Source organism: Pseudoflavonifractor sp. An44 (genome assembly GCF_002161675.1).
Classification (GTDB): domain Bacteria; phylum Bacillota; class Clostridia; order Oscillospirales; family Oscillospiraceae; genus Enterenecus; species Enterenecus faecium.
Map to the genome: position 1 here is coordinate 1 of NZ_NFIH01000007.1, position 20,663 is coordinate 20,663.

At 60.4% G+C, this 20,663-nt stretch carries 18 protein-coding genes and 1 other annotated feature; of the genes, 10 read left to right on the top strand and 8 right to left on the bottom strand.

The annotated features are described in order from the left end of the window. Nucleotides 1-202: 202 nt before the first annotated feature. The gene (locus B5F98_RS04625; protein WP_087369914.1) at nucleotides 203-1,342 is read left to right on the top strand and encodes a D-alanyl-D-alanine carboxypeptidase family protein; all 1,140 of its coding nucleotides are present in this window, start codon (nucleotides 203-205) and stop codon (nucleotides 1,340-1,342) included. A gap of 52 nt (nucleotides 1,343-1,394) precedes the next feature. On the opposite strand, the gene murC is transcribed toward B5F98_RS04625, so the two are convergent. Beyond that, nucleotides 1,395-2,771 (bottom strand): UDP-N-acetylmuramate--L-alanine ligase, encoded by a 1,377-nt coding sequence (gene murC, locus B5F98_RS04630; protein WP_087369916.1) that lies wholly within the window; start codon nucleotides 2,769-2,771, stop codon nucleotides 1,395-1,397. 140 nt (nucleotides 2,772-2,911) lie between these two features. Between murC and B5F98_RS04635 the strand changes: the two genes are divergently transcribed. Beyond that, nucleotides 2,912-4,078 (top strand): tRNA nucleotidyltransferase, encoded by a 1,167-nt coding sequence (locus B5F98_RS04635; protein WP_158099781.1) that lies wholly within the window; start codon nucleotides 2,912-2,914, stop codon nucleotides 4,076-4,078. Nucleotides 4,079-4,118: 40 nt separating this feature from the next. On the opposite strand, the gene mreB is transcribed toward B5F98_RS04635, so the two are convergent. The 4 genes from mreB to B5F98_RS04655 form a co-directional block, all read right to left on the bottom strand. Next, on the bottom strand, nucleotides 4,119-5,141 hold the full coding sequence (gene mreB / locus B5F98_RS04640; protein ID WP_087230817.1) for a rod shape-determining protein MreB: 1,023 nt from the start codon (nucleotides 5,139-5,141) through the stop codon (nucleotides 4,119-4,121). A gap of 624 nt (nucleotides 5,142-5,765) precedes the next feature. Further along, entirely contained in the window at nucleotides 5,766-6,248 is a 483-nt protein-coding gene (gene rlmH / locus B5F98_RS04645) for a 23S rRNA (pseudouridine(1915)-N(3))-methyltransferase RlmH (protein ID WP_087369920.1), read from the bottom strand. Between the two features lie 4 nt (nucleotides 6,249-6,252). Beyond that, nucleotides 6,253-7,023 (bottom strand): MBL fold metallo-hydrolase, encoded by a 771-nt coding sequence (locus tag B5F98_RS04650; RefSeq protein WP_242961598.1) that lies wholly within the window; start codon nucleotides 7,021-7,023, stop codon nucleotides 6,253-6,255. Nucleotides 7,024-7,096: 73 nt separating this feature from the next. Next, nucleotides 7,097-8,395 carry a UDP-N-acetylglucosamine 1-carboxyvinyltransferase gene (locus tag B5F98_RS04655; protein WP_087230827.1) on the bottom strand — a complete coding sequence of 433 codons (1,299 nt, stop codon included), beginning with the start codon at nucleotides 8,393-8,395 and terminating at the stop codon, nucleotides 7,097-7,099. Nucleotides 8,396-8,735: 340 nt separating this feature from the next. Between B5F98_RS04655 and htpG the strand changes: the two genes are divergently transcribed. The 7 genes from htpG to B5F98_RS04690 all read left to right on the top strand — a co-directional run bounded on the left by htpG (nucleotide 8,736) and on the right by B5F98_RS04690 (nucleotide 17,018). Beyond that, a complete protein-coding gene (gene htpG / locus B5F98_RS04660; RefSeq protein WP_087369924.1) occupies nucleotides 8,736-10,646 on the top strand; it encodes a molecular chaperone HtpG in 1,911 nt (636 codons plus the stop codon). A gap of 88 nt (nucleotides 10,647-10,734) precedes the next feature. Continuing rightward, nucleotides 10,735-10,960: a binding site (T-box leader), on the top strand. A 187-nt stretch (nucleotides 10,961-11,147) separates the two neighbouring features. Next, nucleotides 11,148-13,781, top strand: coding sequence for a valine--tRNA ligase (locus B5F98_RS04665; protein WP_087369926.1), 2,634 nt, complete (start codon nucleotides 11,148-11,150; stop codon nucleotides 13,779-13,781). Nucleotides 13,782-13,909: 128 nt separating this feature from the next. Further along, nucleotides 13,910-14,215, top strand: coding sequence for an STAS domain-containing protein (locus B5F98_RS04670; RefSeq protein ID WP_087230842.1), 306 nt, complete (start codon nucleotides 13,910-13,912; stop codon nucleotides 14,213-14,215). Nucleotides 14,216-14,228: 13 nt separating this feature from the next. Continuing rightward, complete coding sequence (gene spoIIAB, locus B5F98_RS04675) at nucleotides 14,229-14,672, top strand: anti-sigma F factor (RefSeq protein WP_087230845.1); 444 nt, start codon at nucleotides 14,229-14,231, stop codon at nucleotides 14,670-14,672. Then, nucleotides 14,669-15,406, top strand: a complete 738-nt coding sequence (locus B5F98_RS04680; protein WP_087369928.1) for a sigma-70 family RNA polymerase sigma factor — start codon at nucleotides 14,669-14,671, stop codon at nucleotides 15,404-15,406. Before spoIIAB ends, B5F98_RS04680 begins: the two co-directional genes overlap by 4 nt. A 51-nt stretch (nucleotides 15,407-15,457) precedes the next feature. Beyond that, nucleotides 15,458-16,411: a glycosyltransferase family 2 protein gene (locus tag B5F98_RS04685; RefSeq protein ID WP_087369930.1), complete on the top strand. Its 954-nt coding sequence runs from the start codon at nucleotides 15,458-15,460 to the stop codon at nucleotides 16,409-16,411. A gap of 94 nt (nucleotides 16,412-16,505) precedes the next feature. Then, nucleotides 16,506-17,018 (top strand): hypothetical protein, encoded by a 513-nt coding sequence (locus B5F98_RS04690; RefSeq protein ID WP_087369932.1) that lies wholly within the window; start codon nucleotides 16,506-16,508, stop codon nucleotides 17,016-17,018. A 61-nt stretch (nucleotides 17,019-17,079) separates the two neighbouring features. On the opposite strand, the gene recR is transcribed toward B5F98_RS04690, so the two are convergent. From recR to ilvA, 3 genes are all read right to left on the bottom strand, one after another. After that, nucleotides 17,080-17,682, bottom strand: a complete 603-nt coding sequence (gene recR, locus B5F98_RS04695) for a recombination mediator RecR (protein ID WP_087230857.1) — start codon at nucleotides 17,680-17,682, stop codon at nucleotides 17,080-17,082. 26 nt (nucleotides 17,683-17,708) lie between these two features. Then, nucleotides 17,709-18,359: a ribulose-phosphate 3-epimerase gene (gene rpe, locus B5F98_RS04700; protein ID WP_087370070.1), complete on the bottom strand. Its 651-nt coding sequence runs from the start codon at nucleotides 18,357-18,359 to the stop codon at nucleotides 17,709-17,711. A 232-nt stretch (nucleotides 18,360-18,591) separates the two neighbouring features. Beyond that, entirely contained in the window at nucleotides 18,592-19,812 is a 1,221-nt protein-coding gene (ilvA, locus tag B5F98_RS04705; RefSeq protein ID WP_087230863.1) for a threonine ammonia-lyase, read from the bottom strand. Nucleotides 19,813-19,967: 155 nt separating this feature from the next. Between ilvA and B5F98_RS04710 the strand changes: the two genes are divergently transcribed. After that, the gene (locus B5F98_RS04710) at nucleotides 19,968-20,657 is read left to right on the top strand and encodes a 5-bromo-4-chloroindolyl phosphate hydrolysis family protein (RefSeq protein WP_242961599.1); all 690 of its coding nucleotides are present in this window, start codon (nucleotides 19,968-19,970) and stop codon (nucleotides 20,655-20,657) included. Nucleotides 20,658-20,663 lie beyond the last annotated feature (6 nt).

Below are 20,663 nucleotides of genomic sequence, written 5' to 3' on the forward strand. Positions count from 1 at the left end.
TCTTGCTTGTTATAATTTGTCTTCACAAACAAATTGTAAAGCAAATGAAACGAGAGGCCAACCCCCAAAAAGGTTAGCCTCTCGTTTTGTTGTTCTGGCCTATTTTGCAACAGCCCCTTCTTTTTTATTCCCATGACATGAATAGTCCGCCCCTCTCCCTCATAGTCTGGTGTTACCATACAGGAAATGAGGGATTGACACCATGAAAGCCGTACTCGCCCTGTCTCTGGTACTGCTGTGCCTGCTGCCCACCCATGCCCGGGCCGCTGAAGTGGATATCACCGCGCCCTCCGCCATTCTCATGGAGAAAAGCACCGGAGAGGTGCTCTTCGAGCAGGATGCCCACGCTGTCTACGAGCCCGCCTCGGTGACCAAGGTGATGACCCTGCTGCTGGTGATGGAGGCCATCGACGCCGGGACGCTCTGCTGGGATGACGTGATCACCGCCTCCCCCTACGCCTGCTCCATGGGCGGCTCCCAGATCTGGCTGAAAGAGGGAGAACAACTCACCGTCAGCGAGATGATGAAGGCGGTGGCCGTGGCGTCTGCCAATGACTGCGCCGTGGCTCTGGCGGAGGCAGTCTCCGGCAGCGAGACCGCCTTTGTCCAGCGCATGAACGAGAGGGCCAAAGAGCTGGGCATGGAGTCCACCGTCTTTTGCAACTGTACCGGACTCCCCGCAGAGGGCCACGTGTCCTCCGCCTACGACATCGCCCTCATGAGCCGGGAGCTGATTTTGAATCACCCCCAGCTGCGGGAGTACACCACCATCTGGATGGACACCCTCCGGGACGGTGCATTTCAGCTGACCAACACCAACCGGCTCATCTACTCCTACCCCGGGGCCACAGGGCTGAAAACCGGCTCCACCGACACCGCCCTCTACTGCCTGTCCGCCACAGCAGAGCGAGACGGCATGGAGCTCATCGCCGTGGTGATGCACGCCGCCACCCCCTCTGACCGCTTTGACAGCGCCGCTGCCCTGCTCAACTACGGCTTTGCCAACTACTCCCTCACCCAGGTCTATCCCGATCAGGTACTTCCCCCCATCTCGGTGCTGTTGGGGGAGCAGGACACGGTACAGCCTGTGCTGGACCACAACTGCACCATCCTCACCCACCAGAGCCAGAGCGCCGCTGTCACCACTCAGGTCCATCTGCCGGAGGAGGTCTCCGCCCCGGTGGATGAGGGGCAGAAGCTGGGCGAGATGATTGTGTATCTGGACGGCGAGGAACATGAACGGGTAGACCTGGTGGCCTCCACCGGGGTGGCCCGCCTCACCGTGTGGGGCATTTTCCAGCAACTGCTGGACACCCTGCTCTTCCTCCCCACCCATGCATAACAAAACGGCGTAGGAAGCCCTCAAACGCTTCCTACGCCGTTTCCTATGTTGATTACTTCTCGGTTGCCACCAGCATCTCACCGGCCCGGTAAATGTCGCCAGCGCCTACCGTGAGAATCAGGTCGCCGGGCTGAGCCAGCTCCCGGAGCTTGGCGGTCACATCCTCCAGAGTGGGGCAGAAGATACTGCCGGGAATCTGGGCAGCCAGGTCCGCCGAGGAGATGCCCAAATCGTTGGTCTCCCGGGCAGCGTAGATCTCCGCCAACAGGGTGATATCCGGCTTTTTCAGCACCCGCACAAAGTCGTCAAAGAGCTCATGGGTACGGGTATAGGTATGGGGCTGGAAGGCACAGATGACCCGCTTGTGCCCCAGACTCTTGGCCGAGTCCAGCAGCACCTCCAGCTCACCGGGGTGGTGAGCGTAGTCATCACACACCTCTGCCCCGTTGTAGTCTCCCTTGTACTCAAAGCGGCGTCCAGGCAGACGGAAGTCCCGCATGCCCTGCTCCACGGCCCAGCCGGGAACCCCCAGCACCGCAGCAGCGGCAGAGGCCGCCAGCACGTTTTTCACGTTGTGCATGCCGGGAATGGACAGCTCCACGTGGGCGTACACCTGGTCCCGGTACACCACGTCGAAGGTGGCAAAGCCGTGGTTCATCTCCAGGTTCTCGGCGTGCACGTCGCCCTTCTCCACACCGAAGGTAATCATAGGACGGGTCTCCCCCTCCAAAGCCTTCATGGTGTTGGCATCCTCACAGTTGGCCACGATGTACCCGCCGTCTGGCACCAGATCGGCAAAGGCCCGGAAGGAGTGCTCCACGTCCTCCAGGTCCTTGAAGAAGTCCAGGTGGTCCGCCTCAATGTTCAAAATCACCGCCACCGTGGGACGGAAGGAGAGGAAGGAGTTGCAGTACTCGCAGGACTCCAGAATAATGGTGTCACCCTGGCCCACCCGGTGCCCGGCCTTCAGCAGGGGCAGAGTGCCGCCGATCATCACCGTGGGGTCCAGCTGGGCGGCCATGAAGATGTGGGTGCAGATGGAGGTGGTGGTGGTCTTGCCGTGGGTGCCGGAGATGCACAGGGCGTTCTTATACCCCGTCATGATGGCGCCCCAGGCCTGGGCCCGCTCGAATACGGGGATACCAGCGGACAGAGCAGCGGCGATCTCCGGGTTATCGTTGTGTACGGCGGCGGTGCGCACCACGCAGTCCGCCCCCTCCACACTCTCAGGCAGATGTCCAATGGTCACCGGAATGCCCAAGCTGCGCAGATGTGCCACGGTGGCGCTCTCCTGCCGATCGGAACCCGTGATGATGACTCCGTTGCCCAGCAGCACCTCAGCCAGAGAGGCCATGGAGACACCGCCAATGCCCACCAGATGGGCCCGCTTTCCCGGTTTGATATACTCATGGATGTTATTGACTGACATATGCACACCCCATATAATAAAATTATCCTAATTCTTCTGGTACTATATACTCAAAACCATTATATTATACTATGCGCCATGGAGAATGGCAACCGGATTCTTCCCTTTTTTCCGTTTTTCCACAAGGAAAGGAGCACACCATGGATTACCTCACCCCCCTCCCACCTGCCGTCGCCCACTGCTGCCGCACTCTGTGGCAGGCCGGGTTTGAAGCTTATCCCGTGGGCGGCTGCGTCCGGGACCTGCTGCTGGCCCGCACGCCCCAGGACTGGGATATCTGCACCTCCGCCCTCCCCCCACAAGTCCAGAGCCTTTTCCCCCATACCGTCCCCACGGGCATCGACTATGGCACCGTGACGGTGGTGCTGGACGGGCATGGTTTGGAGGTAACCACCTTCCGGTGTGAGGGCGGGTACCGAGACGGCCGCCGCCCCGATGCCGTGTCCTTTGTCTCCTCCCTCACCGACGACCTGTCCCGTCGGGACTTCACCGTCAACGCCATGGCTCTGGCTCCAGACGGCACGGTCATCGACCCCTTTGGTGGACAGGCAGACCTGGAGAGCCGGGTCATTCGCTGCGTGGGAGACCCCATGCAGCGGTTCCAGGAGGACCGGCTGCGCATGTTCCGGGCCATCCGCTTTGCCGCCCAGCTGAATTTTACCCTGGACCCGGAACTGGTCCACGCCCTGGAGGAGTTGGGCCCCCAGCCTCACCACCTGCCCGCTGAGCGCATCCGCCCCGAGGTGGAGAAAACCCTGTGTGCCCCTGCTCCACACTGGGCCGGGCTGCTGTTCTCTTCCGGGCTCCTCAGCGGCCCGGAGGTGGACGCCTCGCCTCTCTCAGGCCTTCCCCGCGAGCCTCTGCCCCGCTGGGCAGGGCTGGCCTCCCTGATGGCAGAGAGTGGCCACGACCCGCTCTCTCTGCTTCAAAGCCTCATCCGGGACAAAAAGCTCATCGTGCCCCTGTCCCGTGGCCTCGCCCTATTTCGGGTGGACCTGCCTCAAGACGCCTCTGGCTGGCGGCACGCCCTGGCCCGGTATGGTATTCCTGCCTGTGAAGCGGGGGCTGCCATGGCCCAAGTACAGGGCAAAAAGGCCCCCAGGGAACTGCTGGACCAGGTATTGGCCCAAAGGCCCTGTCTCAGTGCCAAGGAACTGGCCCTGTCTGGGCGAGATCTGGCAGCCATGGGGTTGTCAGGTCCGGACATTGGCCGAGTCCAGGGGATGCTGCTGGGCCACGTGCTAGACCACCCGGAGGACAACACCCCGGACAAGCTCCGCCTTTTGGCAACTCAGCACATAAAATAAGCGGACAGAGCTAGGCACTGTCCGCTTTGCTTTTGAGTTTTTACAGCATCTGACGGCTGCGGGAGATGTTCATGGTGCCATCCTGCATCTCGCCCACCCAGTCCAGGCTGCGACCGGTACCCAGAGCCACACAGGAAATGGCGTCGTCGGCCACATAGGTCTCGATGCCGGTGTGGGATTCGATGAGCTTGTCAAAGCCCCACACCAGAGATCCGCCGCCGGTCATGACGATACCGTTGGTGGAGATATCCGCCACCAACTCAGGGGGCGTGCGCTCCAGCACCCCGTGGACCGCCTCCAAAATGCGGGCGCAGGGCTCCTCAAAGGCCTCGATCATCTCGCTGGAGGTGACGGTGAACACCCGGGGCAGGCCAGTCATCAGGCAACGGCCCTTGATCTCCATGCTGACCTCCTCAGGCCGGGGGAAGACACAGCCGATCTTCATCTTCAGCTCCTCGGCGGTACGGTCACCGATGAGCACGTTGTGGCGCTTGCGAATGTACTTCACCACTGCCTCGCTGAAAGAGTCGCCAGCCACCTTGATGGAAGCGGACTCCACAATGCCGGACAGGGAGATGACGGCGATATCAGCGGTGCCGCCGCCGATGTCCACCACCATGTGGCCGTCGGGCTGAGTGATGTCGATGCCAGCGCCGATGGCAGCGGCCAGAGGCTCCTCAATGAGGTACACCCGGCGGGCGCCAGCCTGGATGCCGGCGTCGATGACGGCGCGCTCCTCTACCTCGGTGATGCCGGAGGGCACGCAGATCACCACACGGGGCTTGAACAGACGGATGGGGGCCACCTTGCGGATGAACTCCCGGAGCATCCGCTCGGTCATATCGTAGTCGGAGATGACGCCCTCCCGCAGGGGACGGATGGCCACAATGTTGCCGGGGGTACGGCCCAGCATGTTCTGAGCGTCGGTACCCACCTTCAACAGCTTCCCAGTATTCTTGTCCAGGGCCACCACGGAGGGCTCCCGCAGCACGATGCCCTTATCTTTGATATATACCAACACACTGGCTGTACCCAGGTCAATTCCGATATCCTTTGCAAACATGTTATCACCTCATAGCACTTTCCACACAATACAATGCATACTATGAAATAGTATACTGGAATACAGCCATTTTTGCAATGCACATTGCTCCACAAACTTCGACACCATTCGCCCCCTGGTTTTATCTGAATTTCTCCCCAAAATACACCAAGCCCCCAGCTGTCCCAAATCGCAGCTGGGGGCTTACTTCTGGCTAGAAATTTCCAATGGACGCTACCTACTCTTTCTTTGGATTTTTGACCTTGGATTCCGAAGAGAAATGACGAACTCATGGTTTCTGCAAACGCTCACACCTTGGTTTCCGCCTTGTCTGCCACTGGCATCAGGGGATTCTCCTACGTGTCTTCTGCTTACTCAAGCCTGTTTGGAACTTTCCGAGTTTCACTTCACTTTGCGCAACCCAATCATCGAAGTCTGGATGTGTGTTACCTTCTTCCTTCATATTTTTCATATCGCGATATGTTTACTGAAGTAGTCGGTTCCGGTTAGTACATCGGACTCACCCTTCCTTTCTTCTTGTCTGTATTGTACTATGACCATCCCGTTTTGTCAACAGTTTTTATGAAATTTTTCTAAGAAATTTGAAGCAAAAACCGTGCGGCCTCAAGACCGCACGGCGTGTGCTCATTTATGGTATCCAGACCCCTCTTGGATCTTAAATGCCCGGTAAATCTGCTCCAGCAGCATCACCCGGGCCAGGTGATGGGGGAAGGTCATGGGGGACATGGACAGGCGCAGATGGGCCTTGTCCTTCACCGTCTGGCTCATTCCGAAAGAGCCGCCCACCAGGAAGGTGATATCCGAGGCTCCCTCCACCATCCAGCGGCTTACCTGCTGGGCCAGCTGGGGGCTGTCCATGGTCTTGCCCTCAATGCACATGGCCACCACTTTGCCTGCCTTGGGCAGCTTGGACAAGATGGCCGCCCCCTCCCGCTCCAGAGCGGCTTGGATTTGGGCCTGGGTAGGACGGTCCGGCAGCCGCTCCTCGGGCAGCTCGGTGACGGTGAGGCGGCAGTACCCACCCAGACGCTTGGCGTATTCCGCCGCTGCCTCCAGGTAAAACTTCTCTTTCATCTTGCCCACGCAGATGATATGTACACTCACCATGTCCTCACACCTCCATCCACGCCGAGGCCTCGCTGCGGGGGGCTACGCACAGCTCCACCTGCTGCTCTCCAATCCCCGCCTGGGCCGCCAGTTTGGCGGTGGCGGGCTGGTTGTTCTCCTTAGATAAGTGGGCCAGCACCACTTGCCGGGTGCCTCGCTCCACCGCCCAGCGGGTGAGCTGGGCTCCCACCTGGTTGGACAGGTGGCCCCGCTGCCCTGCAATGCGGCTCTTCAAGTATTCCGGGTAGGGGCCTGTGCGCAGCATCTCCGGGTCGTAGTTATACTCCGCCACCAGGGTGCTGGCCCCCTGTACCGCCTCCAGTACCGGCTGGGTCACCACACCCAGGTCGGTACAGAAGGTGAGCTTCCGGTCCCCACGGGTCACAGTGTAGCCCACGGGGCTGACACAGTCGTGGCTGACGGGGAAGCTGCCCACCACCAGGTCCCCCAGAGCAAAGCGCTCTCCAGGGTCAAAGACCCGAAACCGGGACTGCAACTCTGGATTCTTTCGACAGATCTCCCGGGCCGTACCCTCGGCGGTGTACAGTTCCACATCCAGCTGGCGGCACAGCACCGGGATGCCGCTGATGTGGTCGCTGTGCTCGTGGGTAATGAGAATGGCAGACAACTCCCCCGGCTGAATGCCCAGGCTCTTGAGCCCAGTGGTGATGCGCCGGGCGGATACCCCGGCGTCAATGAGGATATGGGTGCTGCCGTCGGTGATGACCGAGCAGTTGCCAGAGGAGCCGCTGGCCACGGTGGCAAACTTCAACAAACTTCTCTCCCTCCCCACAAAAAGCGGCAGCCCCCTTGTCGGGACTGCCGCAGTCCATGTGTATCTTTGATGTTTAGCCCGCTGCGTTGGCGTTCTCCACCTGGGGATCAGGCAGGTCCACCACCTCGATCTGGGCTCCAATGCCGGTGAGCTTGGCCACGATATCCTCGTAGCCCCGCTCCACATGGCGGATGTTGCCCACCTCAGAGACGCCCTGTGCAGCCAGAGCGGCCACCACCAGAGCGGCGCCGGCCCGCAGGTCACAGGCCTCTACCGGGGCGGCCATGAGCTGGGGCACGCCCTCAATGATGGCGATCTTGCCGTCCACCTGAATCTTGGCACCCATGCGGCGGAACTCTTCGGTATAGCGGAATCGGTTATCCCACACACCCTCGGTGATGACGCTGGTGCCCTCTGCCAGACAGAGGACCGCGGCGATCTGGGGCTGCATGTCGGTGGGGAAGCCGGGATAGGGCATGGTCTTGATGTTGGCCCGGTGCAGAGGGCCATTGCGGCGGACAATGAGGCTATCGCCGTCCTCTTCCACCTCGACGCCCATCTCCAGCAGCTTGGCGGTGATGCACTCCATGTGCTTAGGGATGATGTTATTCACCCGCACCTCGCCGCCTGCGGCGGCCACAGCGGCCATATAGGTGCCCGCCTCGATCTGGTCGGGGATGATGGAGTATTCGCCCCCGTGGAGGTGCTCCACGCCCCGCACCTTGATGACGTCGGTGCCAGCACCGGTGATTTGAGCGCCCATGGAGTTGAGGAAGTTGGCCAGGTCCACGATGTGAGGCTCCTTGGCGGCGTTTTCGATGACCGTGAGCCCATCGGCCAGAGTGGCGGCCAGCATCACGTTCATGGTGGCCCCCACGGTGACCACATCCAGGTAGATGTGGCTGCCCTTGAGCCGTCCGTCGGGCACCTTGGCGCACATAAAGCCGTTTTTCACTTCCACGTCCGCCCCCAGGGCCCGCAGACCCTTCAGGTGCTGGTCGATGGGTCGGCCGCCGAAGTCACAGCCGCCGGGCAGAGGCACTTCTGCCTGGCCAAAACGCCCCAAAAGCGCGCCAAGCAGGTAATAGCTGGCACGGATTTTACGCCCGGACTCGTAGGCCACCGGGCTGTTATGGATGGCGGTGCAGTCCACCTCCACCGTGGAACGGTTGATGGTGCGCACGTTGGCCCCCAGTTCCTGGAGGATATTGAGCATCAAGGTCACATCGCTGATCTGAGGCAGGTTGCCAATGCGGCACACGCCATTGACCAACAGAGCAGCGGGAATGATACCGACAGCGGCATTCTTGGCCCCGCTGATCTCGACTTTGCCATACAGCGGTCTGCCGCCGTGAATGAAATATTTTTTCAAAAAAGACACCTCATAGCGTCCCCGGCCTGGCCGGGTTGGTAATCGCTCCCTGAAATGGGGGCTATCTATATGGAAGAATTCTATCCTTTGGATAGAACGTACAACTTTGCTTTAATGCGCATATATTATAGCATTGCCCCCACCCCATGGCAACCTAAATTTTGTTTCTGCCGGATTTTCTCCTCTTTGCCCATAGTCTCTCCCGTTCAGGGGCTACTATTCTGATAAAGTTTGTGAATTTTTTGTTACACCCCTTGCAAAACATGGGAGTAAGTATTATAGTACAGTTAGCACTCGACCAACACGAGTGCTAAAACATGCAATTCGAGGTGTACCACTCATGGAGAAAAAACAGTTTCAAGCCGAGTCCAAACGGCTGATGGACCTGATGATCAATTCCATTTATACCCACAAAGAGATCTTCCTGCGTGAGATCATTTCCAACGCCAGCGACGCCATTGACAAGCTGGCCTATCTGGCCCTCAGCGATGGCAGCATTGATGTAAAGCCTTCTGACTTTACCATCACTGTGACACCGGACAAAGAGCACCGCACCCTCACCGTCACCGATAACGGCATCGGCATGACCCAGGAGGAGCTGGAGAACAACCTGGGCACCATCGCCCGCAGCGGCTCTCTGCAGTTCAAGCAGGAGATGGGCAAGGACAACGCCGCCGATATCATCGGCCAGTTCGGCGTGGGCTTCTACTCCGCTTTCATGGTGGCCCGCGAGGTCACCGTGCTCACCCGCCGCTTTGGCGACCAGCAGGCCTACCGCTGGGAGTCCTCCGGCGTGGACGGCTACACCATCACCCCCTGTGAGATGGAGGGCTGGGGCACCCAGGTCATTATGACCATCAAGGACAACACCGAGGAGGAGAACTACGACGAGTATCTGGACAGCAACCATCTCCAGAGCCTCATCAAGAAGTACTCCGACTACATCCGCCACCCCATCCGCATGGTGGTGGAGGACTACCGCATGAAGGAGAAGCCCGCCGACGCCCCCGAGGACTACAAGCCCGAGTGGGAGACGGTGCAGGAGGAGAAGACCATCAACTCCATGGTGCCTCTGTGGCAGCGCCCCCGCTCCAAGGTGGAGCAGGAGGAGTACGACCGCTTCTATCAGGAGAAGTTCATGGACTGGCAGGCTCCCCTGGCCACCATCACCACCTCCTCGGAAGGCACCGTCACCTACAAGGCCCTGCTGTTCATCCCCGGCCAGACTCCCTTTGACTTCTACACCCGGGAGTATGAGAAGGGGCTGCAGCTGTACTCCTCCGGCGTGCTCATCATGGACAAGTGCGCCGATCTGCTCCCCGACTGCTTCCGCTTCGTCAAGGGCGTGGTGGACTCCCCCGACTTCTCTCTGAACATCTCCCGTGAGATGCTCCAGCACACCCGTCAGCTGAAGATCATCGCCACCGCTCTGGAGAAGAAGATCAAGAACGAGCTGGCCAAGATGATGAAGGACGACCGGGAGACCTACGAGAAGTTCTGGGCCGCCTTTGGCCGCCAGCTCAAGTACAGCGTGGTGGACCAGTACGGAGCCAAGAAGGACCTGCTGCGGGATCTGCTGCTGTTCGGGTCCACCGCCTCGGACAAGCTCACCTCTCTGGCCGAGTATGTGGAGCGGATGAAGGAGGGCCAGGAGTATATCTACTACGTCTGCGCCGACTCCGCCGCCCAGGCCGCCTCCCTGCCTCAGGTGGAGCGTGTGGCCGACCGTGGCTTCGAGATTCTCTGCCTCACCGAAGAGGTGGACGAGTTTGTCATGCAGGCTTTGGCTGAGGTGGACGGCAAGAAGATCAAGTCCGTGTCCGACCCCGATGCCCTGCCCGAGACCGACGAGGAGAAGGCCCAGCAGGAGAAGCAGGCCGAAGAGAGCAAGGCTGTGCTGGACTTTGTCAAGGAGACCCTGGGGGACAAGATCAAGGAGGCCCGTATCTCCAAGATCCTCAAGTCCGCTCCCGTTTGCATGACTGCCGACGGCCCCATGTCCCTGGAGATGGAGAAGTATTTCTCCCGCATGGAGGGCGCCCAGGCCGGCATGATGAAGGCGGAGCGGGTGCTGGAGCTCAACCCCAACTCCGATGCCTTTGCCGCTCTGCGCGCTGCTGTGGACAGCGGCGACAAGGAGAAGGCCGCCACCTACGTGCAGGTGCTCTACCACCAGGCCCTGCTCATTGCAGGCCTGCCCATTGAGGATGCCGCCGCTTACACCCAGCTGGTGTGCTCCCTGATGAAGTAACCTTCCACTTTTCTTAGCCCTCGCCTGATTTTCTCAGGCGGGGGCTTTTCCTTGACAACGCTCCCGATTTTGCATATACTGTTACGGTACAATGGCTGTGATGGGAAGGAGTACCCGCCCGCTTCTGGTTCAGAGAGATGCCGGTTTGGTGCAAGGCATGGCAGAGGGCGTGGGGAAGGTGGTCCCGGAGCTGCGGCGTTGAACATAAGGAGTAAATGCCGCCGTGTCCCTACGTCAGTGGGAAAAGAGTGCGGGCTGTGTATATCCGGTCCGAATTCAGGTGGTACCGCGGACATTTTCCGTTCGCCCTGAGTCTACGACTTGGGGCGAACTTTTTCTATGCAAAGCATAGAAAAAATAGGGATGTGCCATTTCCTCGCCCCTAACGTGGCAACCGGAAATGATGCACAACAAACTGCATGGGCATCCATACATTTCCGTTTTCGCACTTATCTATGCCCATGCAGTTTTTATTGCCCCATAAAGACAAGGAGTGTTGTTATGAAGAAAGAACTGCCCAAGGTCTATGAACCCCAGGAGGTAGAGGGCCGCATCTACGAGATGTGGGAGAAGAACGGCTGCTTTGCCGGGCACCGTGACCCGGACAAGAAGCCCTTCACCATCGTCATGCCGCCCCCCAACGTCACCGGACAGCTGCACATGGGCCACGCCATGGACTGCACCCTCCAGGACATCCTGATTCGCTTCAAGCGGATGCAGGGCTACGCCGCCCTGTGGGTGCCCGGCACCGACCACGCCGGCATCGCCACCCAGATCAAGGTGGAGGAGGAGCTGCGCAAGAAAGAGGGCCTGTCCCGCCACGACCTGGGTCGGGAGAAGTTCCTGGAGCGGGTGTGGGACTGGAAGCACCAGTACGGCAACCGCATTGTGGCCCAGCAGAAGAAGATGGGCGCCTCCTGTGACTGGGATCGCTCCCGGTTCACCATGGACGAGGGCCTGTCCAAGGCCGTGCGCCACGTGTTTGTCTCCCTGTACAAGAAGGGCCTCATTTATAAGGGAAGCCGCATCGTCAACTGGTGCCCCCACTGCGTCACCGCTCTGTCCGACGCTGAGGTGGAGTACCAGGACAAGCCCGGCCACCTGTGGCACCTGCGCTACCCCATCGTGGGCGAGGAGGGCCGCTATGTCATCGTGGCCACCACCCGGCCTGAGACCATGCTGGGCGACACCGGCGTGGCCGTCAACCCCAACGATGAGCGCTACAAGGACCTCATCGGCAAGAAGTGTCTGCTGCCCCTGGTCAACCGGGAAATTCCCATTGTGGCCGACGAGTATGTGGACATGGAGTTCGGCACCGGCTGCGTGAAGATGACCCCCGCCCACGACCCCAACGACTTCGAGGTAGGTCTGCGGTGCAACCTGGAGTCCATCCGAGTGCTGGACGACCACGGCGTGGTCAATGAAAACGGCGGCAAGTACCAGGGCATGGAGCGCTACGAGGCCCGCAAGGCCATTGTGGCCGACCTGGACGAGCTGGGCCTGCTGGAGAAGATCGAGGACCACCAGCACAACGTGGGCACCTGCTACCGCTGCGGCACCGACGTGGAGCCCATCATCTCCGCCCAGTGGTTTGTGAAGATGGGACCCCTGGCCGAGGAGGCCCTGCGGGTGGTGCGGGACGGCGAGACCAAGTTCGTCCCCGAGCGCTTCACCAAGACCTACACCAACTGGATGGAGAACGTCCACGACTGGTGCATCTCCCGTCAGCTGTGGTGGGGCCACCAGATTCCCGCCTGGACCTGCTCCGAGTGCGGCCACATCACCGTGTCCGAGACTGACCCCACCGAGTGCGAGCACTGCCACTCCAAGCACATCACCCAGGAGGAGGACGTGCTGGACACCTGGTTCTCCTCCGCCCTGTGGCCCTTCTCCACTCTGGGCTGGCCGGATGAGAACAGCGAGGACTTCAAGTACTTCTACCCCACCGACGTGCTGGTCACCGGCTACGACATCATCTTCTTCTGGGTGGCCCGGATGATCTTCTCCGGCTGCGCACACACCGGCAAGACGCCCTTCCACACCGTGTTCATCCACGGCCTGGTGCGGGACGACAAGGGCCGCAAGATGTCCAAGAGCCTGGGCAACGGTATCGACCCCCTGGAGATGGCGGAGAAGTACGGCGCCGACGCCCTGCGCTTCAACCTCATCACCGGCAACAGCCCCGGCAATGACATGCGCTTCTACGTGGAGAAGTGCGAGGCCATGCGCAACTTTGCCAACAAGATTTGGAACGCCAGCCGCTTCGTGATGATGAACCTGACCATCACCGAGAATAAGCTGCCCGACACCCTGGAGCCCGAGGACAAGTGGATTCTCTGCCGCCTGGGCGAGGTCATCAATGAAGTGACCGAGAACATGGAGGCCTATGAGCTGGGTGTGGCCTCCGCCAAGGTCTACGACTTCATCTGGAGCGACTACTGCGACTGGTATATCGAGCTGACCAAGGCCCGCCTCCAGGGCGAGGACGAGTGGGCCAAGGTGCAGGCCCAGCAGGTGCTGGTGTACGTCCTCACCGAGACCCTCAAGCTCCTCCACCCCTTCATGCCCTTCATCACCGAGGAGATCTGGCAGGCTCTGCCCCACCAGGGCGACTTCCTCATGCTCCAGTCCTGGCCCAAGGCCGATCCCGCCTGGGCAGATGTGAAGGCCAAGGAGTCTATGGAGGCCGTCATGGACGTCATCCGCGCCATCCGCGCCCGCCGCTCCGAGATGAACGTGCCCCCCTCCAAGAAGGCCGCTCTCACCATCGTCACCAACGAGGCGGATATCTTCGCCTCCGGCGAGGCGCACCTGAAGCGTCTGGCCTGGTGCTCCTCTGTCACCGTCCAGAAAGAGGACCTCACCGACACCGCCGGCATGGTGTGCGACATCACCCACATGGCCAAGCTGTATATGCCTCTGGCCGAGCTGGTGGATCTGGCCAAGGAGAAGGCCCGCCTGGAGAAGGACCTGGGCAAAAAGAAGGGCGAGCTCAAGGGCCTGGAAGGCAAGCTGTCCAACCCTGGCTTCCTCAACAAGGCTCCCGAGCACGTGGTGGCCGCCGAGAAGGACCGGGCGGAAAAGCTGAAGGTGCTCATTGCCAAGATTGAAGAGCAGCTCAGCGCAATGAACTAAATTTTTCTTCCCCATTCCGGGGTGTGCCACGCACACCCCGGAATTTTTTTGCTTTTTGGCAGGCTTCGCCACGGTTCCCGTCCCACGCTGGATATAATGAGAACAATCTCAGTTCAGGAGGACAAGCCATGCCCATTACCATTGACAAGCAAAACGGGGCCACCGTCATCTCCGTGCGTGGGGAGATCGACCACCACAGCGCCCGTACCATTATGGAAAACATCGACCACACCATCTCTTCCGCCCTGCCCATGCGCCTGGTGCTGGACCTGTCCAGCGTCACCTTCATGGACAGCTCCGGCATCGCCGTCCTGCTCCGTGCCCTCAGACAGATGGACCAGCTGGGCGGAAATCTGCGGGTGGTGGGGATTCCGCCCCAGCCCCGCCGGGTGCTGGACGCCGCCGGCATCGGACGGCTCATCACATTGGAATAAGGAGGGCTACATAGTGAAAGCTTTGGATCAGACCACCGTGGTGTTCACCTCCCGGTCCGCCAATGAGGGCTTTGCCCGGGCAGTGGCGGCCTGCTTTGCCACCCAGCTGGACCCCACCCTGGACGAAATTGCCGACATCAAAACCGCCGTGTCCGAGGCGGTGACCAACGCCATTGTCCACGCCTACCCCAACACCCTGGGGAAGATCACCATGCGCATGCGGCTGTTGGAGGATCTCCAGCTGGAAATTCAAATCAAGGACAGCGGCGTGGGCATTCCCGACGTGGAGCAGGCCCGCACCCCCCTGTTTACCACCGGAAATGAGGAGCGCTCCGGGATGGGCTTTACCATCATGGAGAGCTTCATGGACACGGTGAAGGTGCGCTCCACCGTGGGCAAGGGCACCACCGTCACCATGCGCCGCCGCATCGCCCGCCGGGTGGGTGGAGGGCAATGAACACCCTGGACACCCTCTCTCTGCTGGATGCCGCCCGGGGCGGGGACAACGACGCCTGTGAGCGGTTGCTATTGGAAAACAGCGGCCTCATCTGGTCGGTGGCCCGCCGCTACTATGGCCGAGGGGTGGACCCGGAGGACCTGTACCAGCTGGGCTGTCTGGGGTTTCTCAAGGCGGTGCGGGGGTTCGACACCAGCTACGGCACCCAGTTCTCCACCTACGCCGTGCCCAAGATCGCCGGGGAAATCCGCCGCTTTCTCCGGGATGACGGCTCGGTGAAGGTCAGCCGAGGCATCAAGGAGCGGGCCATGACCCTGCGCCAGTGCCGCCAGGACCTGTACCACCGCCTGGGTCGAGACCCCACCGTGGGGGAGCTGGCCCAGGCCACCGGACTGGAGCCGGAGGACATCGCCGCCGCCGAAACCGCCACCCTCTCGGTGGCCTCCCTCCAGAGCCAGACGGGAGAGGACGGCTTCACCCTGGAGTCCATTCTGGGCTGCGACGGCATGGAGGAGGAAGTGGTGGAGCGGCTGGCCCTGCGCCAGGCCATTGACGCCCTGCCGGAGCGGGAGCGAAAAGTCATCCTGCTGCGCTTCTACAAAAATCTCACCCAGGAGCGCACCGCCCGGATTTTAGGGGTCAGCCAGGTGCAGATTTCCCGCATGGAGCGGCGGGCCATTGGGCACCTGCGGGAGTGGCTCACCGAAGAGTCCTTGCCAACCACCGTGGGATAGTCTATAATAACAGTTAATTCAGTCTATCCCAAGGAAGAGGTGTGGGTTCCCATGCAAAATACCCTCTACGTGGTGGTCCCCTGCTACAACGAGCAGGAGGTGCTGCCCGAAACCGCACGGCGGCTGCGGGACAAGCTGCAATATCTGATGAATCGCGGCCGCATCAGCCGCAAAAGCCGCATTCTCTTTGTCAACGACGGCTCCCGGGACGGAACCTGGGAGATCATTGAACGGCTGCACATCGGAAATCATCTCTTTTCCGGCCTCAACCTCAGCCGCAACCGGGGCCACCAGAACGCCCTGCTGGCGGGTCTGATGTACGTCAAGGACCGGGCGGACATGGCCATCTCCATGGACGCCGACCTGCAAGACGACATTGACGCCGTGGACGAGATGGTGGACAAGTACCTGGAAGGGGTGGACATCGTGTACGGTGTGCGCTCCAGCCGGGAGCGGGACACCTTCTTTAAGCGCACCACCGCTGAAGCCTTCTACCGTCTTATGAACGCCCTGGGGGCGGAGACGGTGTTCAACCACGCCGACTACCGCCTCATGTCCCGGCGGGCCCTGGAAGGGCTGTCCCAATTCCGGGAGGTCAACCTGTTTTTGCGGGGCATCGTCCCCATGATCGGCTACCGCACCGACGTGGTCACCTACGAGCGGGGCGAGCGGTTTGCCGGAGAGAGCAAGTACCCGCTGAAAAAAATGCTGGCCTTTGCACTGGAGGGCATCACCTCCCTGTCGGTGAAGCCCCTGCGCCTCATCACCGGGCTGGGATTTTTCGTCTTTCTCGTCTCTCTGTTTATGATTCTCTACAACATTATCCGCTGGGTCACGGGCAACACCGTCACCGGCTGGGCCAGCCTATCCTGCTCGGTGTGGCTCATTGGCGGGCTCATTTTGCTCTCTCTGGGGGTAATTGGCGAATATGTGGGCAAGCTATACATGGAGGCCAAAGGCCGTCCCCGCTTCCTTGTCCAGGACGTGGTGGACGAACAAGACTGAGTCTGTCCTAGAAAGTCCTTGCTTTTTCGTCCAACTCAGCATAAAATAGCCTCAAAGAGACTATGGGAACCATCCCCTATAAGGAGGCACCGTTATGAACATCAACATCGATCTCAACGACCTGAAGGAGCGCGCCAAGGATCTGGCCCAAAGCGGCATGGCCAAGGCTCTGGAGCTTACCGACACCGGCGTGTCCAAGGCCAAGCAGCTGGCTGAAATCAGCAAGCTCAAGGTACTCAACCTCAGCGAGCAGGACGCCATTCGTCGGGCCTATATGGACCTGGGCCGTCTGTACTACGCCGAGCGGGGCTCCGCTCCCGAGGCCGCCTATGCGGATCTGTGCGACAAGATCACCCGGTCCAAGGCTCAGATTCAGGTCAACGAGCAGCGCATTGCCGATCTCAAGTCCTCCGGCAACCTCACCGACGAGGAAGTGGAGCACGCCTGCGAGGCCGACTTCGAGGACGCCGACTGGGAGTACGTGGGCAACACCCCCACCGAGGATGCCCAGGCCACCGCTGGCCAGGCAGAAGCAGAGGCCCAGGCGGACGACGCCGATGCCTCCGACTTTGAGGAGCCCGAGGTCAAGACCGACGATCAGGTGTAACGCCAACCAACACGCAAAAAGACCGTTGCAGAGAGAAATTTCTGCAACGGTCTTTTTCTTCTCACATTTCCCGGCGGCCCTCCATAGCCCGCATCAACGTGGCGTCGTCGGCAAACTCCAGGTGGCTGCCCACCGGGATACCATAGGCCAGACGGCTGACCTTCACCCCAAAGGGCTTGAGCAGCCGGGAGAGGTACATGGCGGTGGCCTCCCCCTCCGTGTCCGGGTTGGTGGCCATGATGACCTCCTCCACCTCTCCCCCAGACACCCGCTCCACCAGCTGGGCGATGCGCAGGTCGTCGGGCCCCACGTGGTTCATGGGGGAGATGACCCCGTGGAGCACGTGGTACACGCCTTGATACTCGTGGGCTCGCTCCAGGGCGATGACGTCCTTGGGGTCGGCCACCACACACACGGTGTGCTGGTCCCGCCGGGGCGAGCTGCACAGGGAGCACAGCCCCTCCCCCTGGGTGAGATTCTGGCACTTGGGGCAGTAGCCGATGCTCCCCTTGGCCTGGAGGATGGCGTCGGCAAAGGCCTTTGCCTCCTCCTCCGGGCGGCCCAACACGTACAGGGCCAGACGCTGGGCGCTCTTACGCCCCACGCCGGGCAGTTTTGCAAATTGTTCCACTAAGTTTTCCAAAGCCGGGGGAAAATAATCCATGCTCTTGCCTCCAGATCTTGTACTTCTTACTCTAACGCCCGCAGCGCTGCCATAGCGACGGAAAGGTCAGGGGCCTCATACAGCGCAGACCCCGCCACCAGCACGTTGGCGCCCGCCTCCACCACACGCCGAGCGGTGGAAGGGTTGATGCCACCGTCCACCTCCAGGTCACAGCTGGGGTTGTGGGCCTGGATGATCTCCCGGACCCGGGTGATGGTCTTCAGCTGGGACTCCATAAAAGGCTGGCCGCCAAATCCCGGCTCCACCGTCATCACCAGCACCATGTCCAGCTGGTCAATATAGGGCAGAATGGCCTCCGGGGAGGTGATGGGCCGCAGGGCCACCGCCTTTTTCACGCCGTATTCTCCCATGATATCCAGGGCCTTCTGGATATTCTGAGGGTGGTCCGACTCCAGGTGAACGCTCACCAAATCCGCCCCCGCCTCACAGAACTGGGCGACATACCGCACCGGCTTGTCGATCATCAAGTGTAAATCCAACTGCATGTCCGTGTGTTTGCGGATGGACCGAACCACCGGAAGGCCCAGGGTTATGTTGGGCACAAACGCCCCATCCATCACATCCACATGGAGCAGGTCGGCGGTTTGGACCCGCTGGATCTCCCGCTCCAGATTGCAAAAATCTGCTGATAAAATGGATGGCGCAATCTTTACCATGTTCTCTTTCACCTTTGTCTTTCTTCTCCGATTCTTTTACCTTCTCTCAGGGGTTGGGGGAGCACACCGCCCACGGGCCATCCTCATAGGATACCACAAGCGGATACCGCGGTCGGCTGCCCGGGCGTTCTCCCCCCATCTCCCACGCGCGCCCGGTCTCCGGGTCGACTGTGTGCCGCATTGGCATAGCCGTCCGGCAAAGGAGTCCCCTTTGCCGGACGGCAATTGGAAGTTATTCGTAGACGCAGGAGGTGGCCACTTCGCTCACCTGATATCCTGCCTTGGCCAGGGAGGACAGAATCTCCTCCTTGTGCTGGTGGCCAAAGGCCTCCAGGGTCACCTTCAGCTCCACACCAGCCTGACGGTTGATGTTGACAAACTGGTTGTGGTCCAGCTTGATGATGTTGCCGTTTTCTCGGGCCACCAGCTCCGCCACACGGAGCAGCTCGCCGGGCCGATCGGGCAGTTGTACCGAGAAGGTGAAGATGCGGCCCCGGTTGATGAGCCCGTGCTGCACCAGGGAGGAGATGGTGATCACATCCATATTGCCGCCGGAGAGCACCGACACCACATTCTTGCCCTTGCACTCCAGATGGCGCAGGGCGGCGATGGTGAGCAGGCCTGCATTCTCCACCACCATCTTGTGCTTCTCCATCACATCCAGGAAGGCGTCTACCAGCTCTCCATCTCCAATGGTGAGGATGTCGTCCACGTTCTTCTGGATGTAGGGGAACACCAGGTCGCCGGGGGTCTTCACCGCCACGCCGTCGGCAATGGTGTTCACGGTGGGCAGGGTGACCACGTGCCCGGCCTCAATACTGGCCTTCATGGACGCCGCCCCCGTGGGCTCTACGCCAATGACCTGCACCGAGGGGTTGAGCAGCTTGGCCAGGGTGGCCACGCCAGCGGCCAGACCGCCGCCGCCGATGGGCACCAAAATCACATCCACATCCGGCAGGTCCTTGAAAATCTCATAGGCAATGGTGCCCTGGCCTGTGGACACGGTGAGGTCGTTGAAGGGGTGTACATAGGTGTACCCCTCCTCCTGGCTCATCAGGGTCGCCATAGATGCTGCATCATCAAAGGTCTCCCCGTGCAAAATAACACGGGCGCCGTAGTCCTTGGTGTTGTTGACCTTCACCAGGGGCGTGGTGGTGGGCATGATGATGGTGGCGGGAATGCCGGCGGCCTGAGCCGCATAGGCCACGCCTTGGGCGTGGTTGCCCGCCGAAGCGGTAATCAGCCCCCGCTCCTTCTCCTCCTGGGTGAGGGTGGAGCACTTAAAGTAAGCGCCCCGGATTTTGTAGGCCCCGGTCACCTGCATGTTCTCCGGCTTGATGTAGACATGGTTGCCGGTGGACTTGGAGAAGAAGGTGCTGTAAATCAGGTCCGTGGGGTGGAGCACACCTTCCAGGACCTTTCTGGCCTGTTTGAAATTTTCTAGGGTCATCATGGCTGTACACCTGCCTATTTTATCATTCAGGCTCTCATTTTAACCCACCAAATGGGGAAAGTCAATGCCTTGACCTGCGCTGCATTTTCTTGACACCCCCACTTTAGTGCGTTACAATAAAGCCAATATCACGCTGGTAGAAAGGAGCGTGCGCTGTGGCTTTCATTCGCAAAAAAAGCGTCCTCCCCATTTATATGGTGGGAGGCACCTGGCTGGTGTGGTCTCTGGCCGCCCCTCTGTATAAACCCACCCACTATATTATGGCCGGTCTGGCCTCTGCGGCGGTGTACTATCTGGGCAAGATCATTTTCCCGGACCGTGGCTACGAACTGGATGACCCGGAAGAGGAGACCTCTGAGCCCCAGGCCCAGAAAACTCAGGCTGAGCCGGTCAGCCCCGAGGTCCAGCAGCTGCTCCAGGAGCGGGACCGGGCCGTATCCGAAATGCGCCGACTCAACGACTCCATTCAGGACCAAACCCTCTCTCAGCAGATCGACCGCTTGGAGCACACCACTCAGAAGATCATGGATGCGGTGGCCAAGAGCCCGGACAAGCTGCCTCAAATCCGCCGATTCCTCAACTATTATCTCCCCACCACCCTGAAACTGCTCAACGCCTATGACCGCATGGACGCCACTGGGGTGGAGGGTGCCAACATCGACGGCACCAAGGGGCGCATCGAAGACATCATGTCCACCATCTGCACCGCCTTTGACCGCCAACTGGACGCCCTGTACGGCCAGGAGGCCATGGACATCAGCACCGACATCGACGTACTGGAACAGATGCTGGCCCGGGAAGGCCTGGGCGATATGAATCTGTCCGCCGATGACACCCAAAAATGACCCGTA

What these genes read in the sequence shown, in the direction of transcription:
- rlmH (WP_087369920.1), bottom strand. Translation starts at nt 6,248, where the DNA reads ATGGTGAGTGTACATATCATCTGCGTGGGCAAGATGAAAGAGAAGTTT.
- ilvA (WP_087230863.1), bottom strand. Translation starts at nt 19,812, where the DNA reads ATGATGACCCTAGAAAATTTCAAACAGGCCAGAAAGGTCCTGGAAGGT.
- B5F98_RS04665 (WP_087369926.1), top strand. Translation starts at nt 11,148, where the DNA reads ATGAAGAAAGAACTGCCCAAGGTCTATGAACCCCAGGAGGTAGAGGGC.
- B5F98_RS04625 (WP_087369914.1), top strand. Translation starts at nt 203, where the DNA reads ATGAAAGCCGTACTCGCCCTGTCTCTGGTACTGCTGTGCCTGCTGCCC.
- B5F98_RS04635 (WP_158099781.1), top strand. Translation starts at nt 2,912, where the DNA reads ATGGATTACCTCACCCCCCTCCCACCTGCCGTCGCCCACTGCTGCCGC.
- mreB (WP_087230817.1), bottom strand. Translation starts at nt 5,141, where the DNA reads ATGTTTGCAAAGGATATCGGAATTGACCTGGGTACAGCCAGTGTGTTG.
- murC (WP_087369916.1), bottom strand. Translation starts at nt 2,771, where the DNA reads ATGTCAGTCAATAACATCCATGAGTATATCAAACCGGGAAAGCGGGCC.
- recR (WP_087230857.1), bottom strand. Translation starts at nt 17,682, where the DNA reads ATGGATTATTTTCCCCCGGCTTTGGAAAACTTAGTGGAACAATTTGCA.
- rpe (WP_087370070.1), bottom strand. Translation starts at nt 18,359, where the DNA reads ATGGTAAAGATTGCGCCATCCATTTTATCAGCAGATTTTTGCAATCTG.
- B5F98_RS04690 (WP_087369932.1), top strand. Translation starts at nt 16,506, where the DNA reads ATGAACATCAACATCGATCTCAACGACCTGAAGGAGCGCGCCAAGGAT.
- B5F98_RS04685 (WP_087369930.1), top strand. Translation starts at nt 15,458, where the DNA reads ATGCAAAATACCCTCTACGTGGTGGTCCCCTGCTACAACGAGCAGGAG.
- B5F98_RS04680 (WP_087369928.1), top strand. Translation starts at nt 14,669, where the DNA reads ATGAACACCCTGGACACCCTCTCTCTGCTGGATGCCGCCCGGGGCGGG.
- htpG (WP_087369924.1), top strand. Translation starts at nt 8,736, where the DNA reads ATGGAGAAAAAACAGTTTCAAGCCGAGTCCAAACGGCTGATGGACCTG.
- B5F98_RS04670 (WP_087230842.1), top strand. Translation starts at nt 13,910, where the DNA reads ATGCCCATTACCATTGACAAGCAAAACGGGGCCACCGTCATCTCCGTG.